The organism is Lactobacillus delbrueckii subsp. bulgaricus (assembly GCF_046938665.1).
GTDB lineage: Bacteria > Bacillota > Bacilli > Lactobacillales > Lactobacillaceae > Lactobacillus > Lactobacillus delbrueckii_C.
Genome location: NZ_JBKZCD010000014.1, coordinates 12,684 through 20,533 on the forward strand (window position 1 = coordinate 12,684; position 7,850 = coordinate 20,533).

The following is a 7,850-nucleotide window of genomic DNA, read 5'->3' on the forward strand; positions in this document are numbered from 1 at the left end:
CCACTATTATTTCTTCTTGTGTGCAGCTTTTAAAGACTTCTGGTAAGCCTTATAAGCCTTTGCCAATTGTTGGTTGACTACCTTGACCTTTTTCAGCTTAGCATTAGCTGCATCATAGGCCTTTTTACTGCTGGTCGCATTTTCTTGTGCAGCATTGACCTCTGACTTATCAGCCTTGGTTTGCTCATACGTTGTCTTTGCAACATTCATAGTCGACTCATAAGAAGCAACATAATTATTAAGTGCTGCTTCAAACTCATCAACGGTCACTTGCGTCCCCGATTCGCTAGTTAAAATCTTTCCTCTGCCAAAATCTGCCGCACTTGTTCCCGTACTTTGATCAAGAACCAAACCAACATACTCATAATCGCCCATGCAGTTCGTATAGTGGCCAGTCACACCACTGCCGTGAGCATCATAAATCGCCTTTTCTTCAGTGTACCAACCAGTTAATGGATCACTGTAGCCCCAAGCCAAATTCTCAGCACGGGAAGCATACACTTCAGTAGGAGCGTTCCTAAAATATGTATGATTCATCGTGCTATCTGAGATAAAACCAGAGATGCTTGCATAGATCATGAGATCATAGTCGACCCCTAGAGCATTATGATTGGAAAAATTGTTGTCCGATGCTCGGAGACTGTTCAGCTCTTTGATCAAAGTAACATCTTTCTTTAAATTGCTGGTCGACAGAAAACTCTTGACTGAATCATCCAAGCCATTTACATAGCCGGCCAACACAGCTACATTTGCCATGCCAGCTTTTGAGTCTTGGTAAAAATTAGCCGTTGCTTTGCTCATGATGAAATCATAGCCAGCTGCTTCATAAGCACTTGAGGCTTCATCATAACTTGCTTTAGCAGCTGCAACCTTGTTATTGTAGCTAGTTTCAGCATCCTTGTAGGCCTGGTTGGCACTATCAAAGGCTGCCTTCTTTTGACTCAAGTCATCTAGCGCGGCTTCTAATGAACCCAGTTCTGCAGCTTGCTTCTTGTACTTTTCATAAGTAGCCTTAGCTGGATTATAAGCCGCCTTCTTCGCGGTTACCTTAATCTTGATATTCTTGATCTTATCTTTTGACTTGTCTGGATAAGTCACGATCACGCTGACCGTATAAGTGCCAGCCTTCTTCAAGTTTGGCTTTGGTGAAAAAACATACTTAGTCTTAGCGGGCAACTTGCTGGCGTTAGTAATGACACTCTTGGCTGAAAGCTTGCTGCCAGCCTTGACAGTTGCGCTCTTAGCCTTTGGCGTGTATTTTTGCGCGTTTGTCTTCTTTTTAGCAACCTTCTTCACCGGCTTCTTAGAAGCTTTCTTCTTAGCTACTTTCTTAGTTGCCTTCTTTTTGGTACTCTTTTTGGCCTTCTTTGCCTTTTTAGTACTCTTCTTTGTAGACTTCTTAGCCTTCTTGGTAGCCTTCTTTGCAGCCATGGCAGTGGGAGCAGCTTCTACTGCAGGTACAGCAGCACCCAAAAGAGCCAGGGCAACAGAAACCTTACTGATGGCTTTCAGCTTTTTACCCATAATTTTTCCTCTCACATATTATTAGATCATTACACACTTTAATTTTTGTCCTAAACGCTATATTTGTCAAATTGCTTTTTCCCCACAATTGCTAAAAGCAGGCAAGCAGCTTCTTAATCAGTGAAAGCTTGTCACTATGCCGATTATAGATGACCTTGATCTTGTACCGGCTCCTCTCCTGCATCCCCGCCAATGGTAAATAACTTATATGCTCCCGATCCGTCAGCACATACTCAAACAAACCCTTAGGATAAAAAGCCACCGCCTTATTCAAGGACACCAGCATCTGCATCTGTTCAATATTGGAAATATGCGCGCAGCTGGCCTGACAATCCTCTGGCAAGGTCGACAAAAAAGCCTGCCGCAGGTAATGTGAGCTCTCCTCCGGCATATAATACAAAACCGGCAGCTTGCCAATCTCCGTAAGGGGAAATTTCTCTAGCTTGCTAAGCGGGTTCAAATCGCTGACGCCCATGATCATTTCATTTTCATACACGTCTGCACTGGCTAAATCCGGCTCAGTAACCACCAGGCCCGGATCCCCGTAATCCAACACCGTCGCCAGATCCACCAGGCCATTGGCAATATCACTCAGCAAGTGATCGATACTTTCATGCACTATGCTCAGCTGCATCTTTTTATCTAAGAAGCCGTACAGCTTTTCCCGCAGCAAGGCCCCGTCAAATGGCGAAAAATAGCCGCAGATCAGCCGCTGCTTGGTCGTTGACTCGTAGCGCAAAGCACTAACGTTCACGCTAAACTTCTGCAGCATATTCCTGACATATATGTAAAAGTCCCGGCCTACCGGGGTGACAAAAATCTTGTTCTTCTCTCGGTCAAAGAGCTTCAGCCCCAGCTCATCCTCCAGCTTCTTCATCATCTGCGATACCGCCCTTTGCGAGACAAACTCACTCTCCGCCGCCTTCTGGAAGCTGCCCTCTTCAACTACCTTGCAAAACATCTTCAGCTTTTCAAAATCCATCGTCTCACCTTTTCTAAAATCTGCCCGAACTATCCGCTTCGCCTGTGCAACCGTTTACTCTCTATTACTCTAACCCTAAATCCCTTATAGTTTCAAGTGTAAGTAATCTTAAGTAGTTTTTGTAAGGAGAAAATCATGACAATTGCAGCTAAAGACAAGTATGATGTAGTAGTTGTTGGTTCGGGTGCGGCAGGTCAAGCCGCTGCCTTGACTGCCCAGGAAAACGGCGCCAGCGTCCTCTTATTGGAAAAAGGCCGCACTACCGGCGGTAGCGCCAACTACAGTGAAGGAATCTTCGCCGTTGGCTCCTACCTGCAAAAGGAAAAAGGGATCGAAGTCTCCGGTACTGACGTTTTGAAGGAAGAAGTCGAATATTCTAAGTACAAGGCTGACTCCAGAATCTGGCGCAAGTACGTTGACGCCAGCGCAGAAAACGTTCAATGGCTGGCCAACGAAGGCGTTGTTTTTGAACGCGTGCAAGCCATGGGGGCCGGGGAAGCAACTTGGCACATCTACGAAGGCTTCGGCTACGGGGCCATCCACAAGGCTCTGGAACCGAAATTCCTCAAGCTGGGCGGGGAACTCTTAACCTCTACCGCGGCTGTTGCCCTGAAGCTGAACGAAGATGGCAGCAAGACCATCACGCTTAGAAACGAAGCTGACGGCACTACTGAAGACGTTACGGCCAAGGTTGTCGTTCTGGCAGCTGGCGGTTACCTCAACAACAAGGAAATGATGGCTGAAGAAACTGACTACGACTTGAGCCGGATGATCCCTGTTTCAAGCGGCAAGGGTACTGGTGACGGCCTTCGCCTGGGCTGGAGCGTTGGGGGCCGCAAGTACGGCACCGGCATGGCTATGCTCTTTGGCGGCTACTTGGATGACCCAGACCAGCCTTACTTCAAGATGATGTCCAGCCAGATGAACGTCGCTGCCGGCCAGCAGCCCCTTCTCTGGGTCAACGAAGATGGTGAACGCTTCGTCGACGAATCCGTCATTTACAACTTCAGCTACGCTGGCAATGCTCTCTACACCCAAAATGAAGTCTACAGCATTTTGGACACCGGGGTGATTGAAAAAATGGCTAAGGACGGCAACTACATGGGTCTGGGCGTTTACGTTGAACGTGGCGACAAGATGGACAAGCTGGCCGCTGAAATCGACCAAGCGGTTGCTGACAAGAAACCATTCATCTTTAAAGCGGACACGATTGAAGAACTGGCAGAAAAGACTGGCCTGCCAAAGGACCAATTGACTGAAACCATCGCCCGCTACAACGGCTTTGCCGCTAAGGGTGAAGACGAAGACTTCGGCAAGGATGCTGACTACCTGGTTGCTGTTGAACAAGGCCCATTCTACGCCTTCAAGCTCAACATCGGCGCCTTCTGCACCATGGGCGGTTTAAAGGTCAACGTCAACAACGAAGTTGAAGACGAAAAGGGCAAGGTGATCCCTGGTCTTTACGCGGCCGGTAACGACGCCAGCGGCTTGACCGGCGACACTTACGGCCCGAACATGCCTGGTACCTGCGCTGGCTACGCCTTCTACTCCGGCAGAAACGCTGCCCTTGACGCGCAAAAGTATCTGTAAACACACAAAAAGACTGCCTTCCGGCAGCCTTTTTTCGTTTAGTCGCTTATTTCTGGCTTCTTTGCCTAATTTTTGGCCAAAAAGCCACTAGGAGCAAGACCAATGCAGCGAGTCCGCTGATCAAGCTTCCTAGCTTCAGCTTCGGGATTGTGTAGGTCAGCTGGATCTTGTTGACGCCTGGCTTAAGCTTGAACTTCATGAAGGTGCCCAAGTAGCTGTAAATCTCAGCCTTCTTCCCGTTATTCATCGCCTTCCAGCCGCTCTTGACCGGCACTTCCAGGTAGGCATAGCTGGCCTTCCCCTTCTTGCCAATAGCGGAAAAAGTGATCCTTGGTCCCTTAAAGGAGATCTGCTTGATGGCCTTAGCTTGAATTTCCTGACTTGCCTTTGCCAGTTTTTGCAAGTCCAGCTGGTAAAACTGAGTCTGATAGGCATTGGGCGTCTTGGTCTTTAAGGTCACTCTGGTTCGCTTTTGGATCGGGATGTAGAAGACGCTCGGTGACAACCAGCCGGCGTAATTGGAGAGGACTTTCCCGTTGATTTCCAGGACATTGTCCCCGGCCTGGCTCCAAGGCAGATTGCCGTAGAGCGGGTTCTTTTTATCCTTTGCATTCAGCAGATAAGTTACCTTGCCTGCCTGAACCGTCTTTTTATAGGCCACTCTTTTATAAAGCGTAAGCTTTTTGCCCAGGAGCTGACTATAGGCCGCTTCCTGGTAGGCAAAAGGATTCCCTGTAAAGACCGGGTTATTTACGTCATTTTGGCTGGAAAAAGCCAAGGGCAAAGCTAAAGGATTGCGGTAGACGGATTTTCCGTTAGCAGCTGGTAGTGACGTTTTCTCCAAGCCTGGAAAATCTTGACCGGTCAGTACGTATTTAACCCCTAATAAGGAGTCAGCACCAAGGACTGAAGTGTTGACGATAGTCACCCGCTGGGCGGCAGACCGGTAGCCGACACTTTCCATAAATTTCAGCTGCTTAGGGTCCTGACTGGAGACATAACTGGCGATCGGCCAGTAATTGTAGGCCAGACCTTCATTGTATTCCGCGGTCAAGTTCAAGCGTAGTTTGAGTCTGGTAGAGGTCTGGCTGACCCGGTAATAGCCTGGATCATATTTCTTTAAAGCGGCGATCTGCTTTTCCTGCTGGCTGCTGTATGCAGCAAATTCATCAACTCTGGCATTTTTATAGTCATCCTTATAAGTGGCCCAGAGCTTTTTGGCATTGTAGGCAAACTCCGTTACGAGCAGGCCAGCCACTGCTATAAGAGCAAGCTTTTCCATCCCCTGCTTCCTGGCTTTTTCGTAATAAATCAGCAGGCCGGCCATAAGTGCTGTTGACAAGACAGTATAGACCACGCCCTTGCTGGTCAAGTTTTTCCAGTTCTGGATGATAAAAATGGTGAGATATGCTGCCGTCCCATACAAAAGCGGCTGGACCTTGTCTTTGACCTGGCTAAAGAAAATCCCGGCCATGAAGATCAAGATAAAGATGCCGAGATAAGAGTAGCGGGACCAGTAGCTGTCGACCAGCTTGAAAAGTGAAAAGGCGAAATTGGCTGGCTGCCAGTAAAAGAGGAGGAGCATCCCCAGCCCTAACAAGGCCATAATTGTCTTGAATCTCACTGTCAATTCCTTGCTAAAGAACAAGGCAAAGACTGCGATCACTACGATACTGCCGCAATAAAGGGAGACATTGGTGGAGTCACTCATCACGTTTAGACCCAGCTTGCCGATCGCTGTAAAAGGATTATTGATCAAGTCTGGCTTGAGCAGGCCCCAGTCAAAAGAGCTTCTTGCCCCGCTTTTCAGGCTGACATAGTTGGGCAAAAAGATAAAGGCGCTCAAAGCCAGGCCCAAAAATACTGCAGAGAGATAGCCGCCAAGCTTTTTGACCAAGGCTTTTAACTCATAATTGCCCTCATAGAGATACAAGACTTCCTCAATGACCAGCCAAATGGCGGAAAAGATGATATTGATAAGACCCGTATACCAGTTAAAGACCATACTGCAGGCGATGCTGATGGTAAGTAGGAAGAAGCCTGTTCTCTTGTCGACTGCAACTAGTTGGTATATACCCAGCAAGATTAAAGGCAGCAGGTACACCCCGTCCAACCAAAGGATATTGCAGGATTGAGCGATATTGTACTGGCAGAAGGCGTAGCTCATGGCCAGGAAGAGCTGGAATTTCCCAGTGATTTTTGGAAATCTCTGCTTTAAAAAGATGGCCATGCTGCTAGCCGATAAAGACAGCTTGAGGGCGAGCAAGATGTCATAAAAGATAGGCAGCTGGCTCTTTTGAAAAAAGACGACCAGGAAATTAAGCGGCGACATCAAGTAATAGGCAAATGTGGCCACCTCATCCCCGCCTAGCAAGGCACTCATCGTATATGTGGCAGAGTTTTTCCCGGCCAAGACATCCTTTAAGTAAGCAAAGAGATCAAGGTACTGGATATTGGCATCCGCCCCGGCAACCGACTTGAGGCCAAATGGCGCGTAGCCGAAGGCCGCGAAGATCAGCATGGTGACCAGGAAGCTGGCCGCAAAGGCAACGAGCGGCCTGGATTTTAGGACTTTTTTGACAAGATTCACGCTTTCTTCCCCTTCAATCTGGATTCAAGTTAAAATTATACCATCTTAAAGCAAAAGAGCATCCCTGCCCCGCAAATTCGCGGAGGGGATGCTCTTTCGATTACCGTAAATCCTCATAGCTCGGCTTGGTTAAGACCTTAGCCGCGTAAGAACAAGTCGCCCGCAGTCTGACGCCCTTCTCCCGGGCAGCAGAAACAACGGTATCAACCAACTTCCGGCCCAGGCCTTGTCCGCCATAGGCCGGGTCTACCTTAGTCGTCGTGATGATCCAGTGATCACCCTTGTCTTCATATACGCACTGGCCAATCAGCTTGCCGTCATCATATACCGCGGCCCGCTTTTGCTCTTCTTCAAACTTGATTTCCATCTTATTCACCTAATATTGCTTCTTCCAGCTTTTCAGCTGTATCCACGATCACAGTTGCCCCGTGTTTTTGCAAAAATGGCACGCTTCTAAAGCCCCAATTGACCGCGATTTCGTCCATTTCAGAATTTCGCGCGGTCTGGATGTCGATTTCAGAGTCGCCGATGTAGACGCACTTGTCTCTTGGCACGCCTAAGACCTTGACGCACTCACTGGTCATGTCCGGAGCTGGTTTGCGGCGGATCCCGCTTTTTTCACCCAAGGCAAAGTCGAAGCTGCCCGGGAAAAGTTCTTCAACCAGGACCTGGACGGCTTCATTTGGCTTGTTGGAAACGACAGCCAGCTTGACGCCTTTTTGCCGGAGATTTTTCATCAAATCCAAGATGCCTGGGAAGGGACCAGTTTTAATCTGGCAGTGGTCAGCGTAATATGGCTTGAAAACTTCCAAGACCCGGTTAACTTCTGCTTGGGTAACAGCTTCCGGGATCTGTTCATCCTTAGTGCCAAAGGCGACCAGACTTTCCCGGCTGCTGCCAGCTTCATAGGCCAGGGCCCGGGTCATGGCTACCACGACCCCGCTGCCGAAGAAGTTCTTGATATCTTCAACGGTAAAGTCATGCCGGTGGCCGGTTTGTTCAAACGCGTAGTTCAATGCGCTGGTTAAGTCAGCGCTCGTGTCTAGGATAGTGCCGTCCATGTCAAAAATCGCGGCTTCATATTTCATCAGTTTCACATCGCTTTCATTATACCATCTGGCGGAAAAAATAGGCCTGCCCGTATAGAGCAGACCTATTCCCTTC

At 48.5% G+C, this 7,850-nt stretch carries 6 protein-coding genes; 1 reads left to right on the top strand and 5 read right to left on the bottom strand.

The features are described 5' to 3' along the window. Window positions 1–6: 6 nt before the first annotated feature. Both ACLUXO_RS06845 and ACLUXO_RS06850 read right to left on the bottom strand, forming a co-directional pair. Entirely contained in the window at window positions 7–1,524 is a 1,518-nt protein-coding gene (locus ACLUXO_RS06845) for a Rib/alpha-like domain-containing protein (protein ID WP_412136897.1), read from the bottom strand. Between the two features lie 91 nt (window positions 1,525–1,615). Continuing rightward, window positions 1,616–2,506, bottom strand: a complete 891-nt coding sequence (locus ACLUXO_RS06850) for a LysR family transcriptional regulator (protein WP_412136898.1) — start codon at window positions 2,504–2,506, stop codon at window positions 1,616–1,618. A 135-nt stretch (window positions 2,507–2,641) separates the two neighbouring features. Here ACLUXO_RS06850 and ACLUXO_RS06855 point away from each other — a divergent pair, with 135 nt between their 5' ends. Beyond that, window positions 2,642–4,096 carry an FAD-dependent oxidoreductase gene (locus ACLUXO_RS06855; protein ID WP_412136899.1) on the top strand — a complete coding sequence of 485 codons (1,455 nt, stop codon included), beginning with the start codon at window positions 2,642–2,644 and terminating at the stop codon, window positions 4,094–4,096. 46 nt (window positions 4,097–4,142) lie between these two features. Here the strand turns inward: ACLUXO_RS06855 and ACLUXO_RS06860 are convergent, their stop codons facing one another. The 3 genes from ACLUXO_RS06860 to ACLUXO_RS06870 form a co-directional block, all read right to left on the bottom strand. Then, window positions 4,143–6,686, bottom strand: a complete 2,544-nt coding sequence (locus ACLUXO_RS06860; protein ID WP_412136900.1) for a YfhO family protein — start codon at window positions 6,684–6,686, stop codon at window positions 4,143–4,145. 100 nt (window positions 6,687–6,786) lie between these two features. Continuing rightward, window positions 6,787–7,053, bottom strand: coding sequence for a GNAT family N-acetyltransferase (locus ACLUXO_RS06865; protein WP_412136901.1), 267 nt, complete (start codon window positions 7,051–7,053; stop codon window positions 6,787–6,789). 1 nt (window position 7,054) lies between these two features. Further along, the gene (locus tag ACLUXO_RS06870; RefSeq protein ID WP_412136902.1) at window positions 7,055–7,774 is read right to left on the bottom strand and encodes an HAD family hydrolase; all 720 of its coding nucleotides are present in this window, start codon (window positions 7,772–7,774) and stop codon (window positions 7,055–7,057) included. Window positions 7,775–7,850 lie beyond the last annotated feature (76 nt).

Coding starts and splice junctions, on each gene's coding strand:
- ACLUXO_RS06845 (WP_412136897.1), bottom strand. CDS start 1,524: ATGGGTAAAAAGCTGAAAGCCATCAGTAAGGTTTCTGTTGCCCTGGCT.
- ACLUXO_RS06870 (WP_412136902.1), bottom strand. CDS start 7,774: ATGAAATATGAAGCCGCGATTTTTGACATGGACGGCACTATCCTAGAC.
- ACLUXO_RS06850 (WP_412136898.1), bottom strand. CDS start 2,506: ATGGATTTTGAAAAGCTGAAGATGTTTTGCAAGGTAGTTGAAGAGGGC.
- ACLUXO_RS06865 (WP_412136901.1), bottom strand. CDS start 7,053: ATGGAAATCAAGTTTGAAGAAGAGCAAAAGCGGGCCGCGGTATATGAT.
- ACLUXO_RS06855 (WP_412136899.1), top strand. CDS start 2,642: ATGACAATTGCAGCTAAAGACAAGTATGATGTAGTAGTTGTTGGTTCG.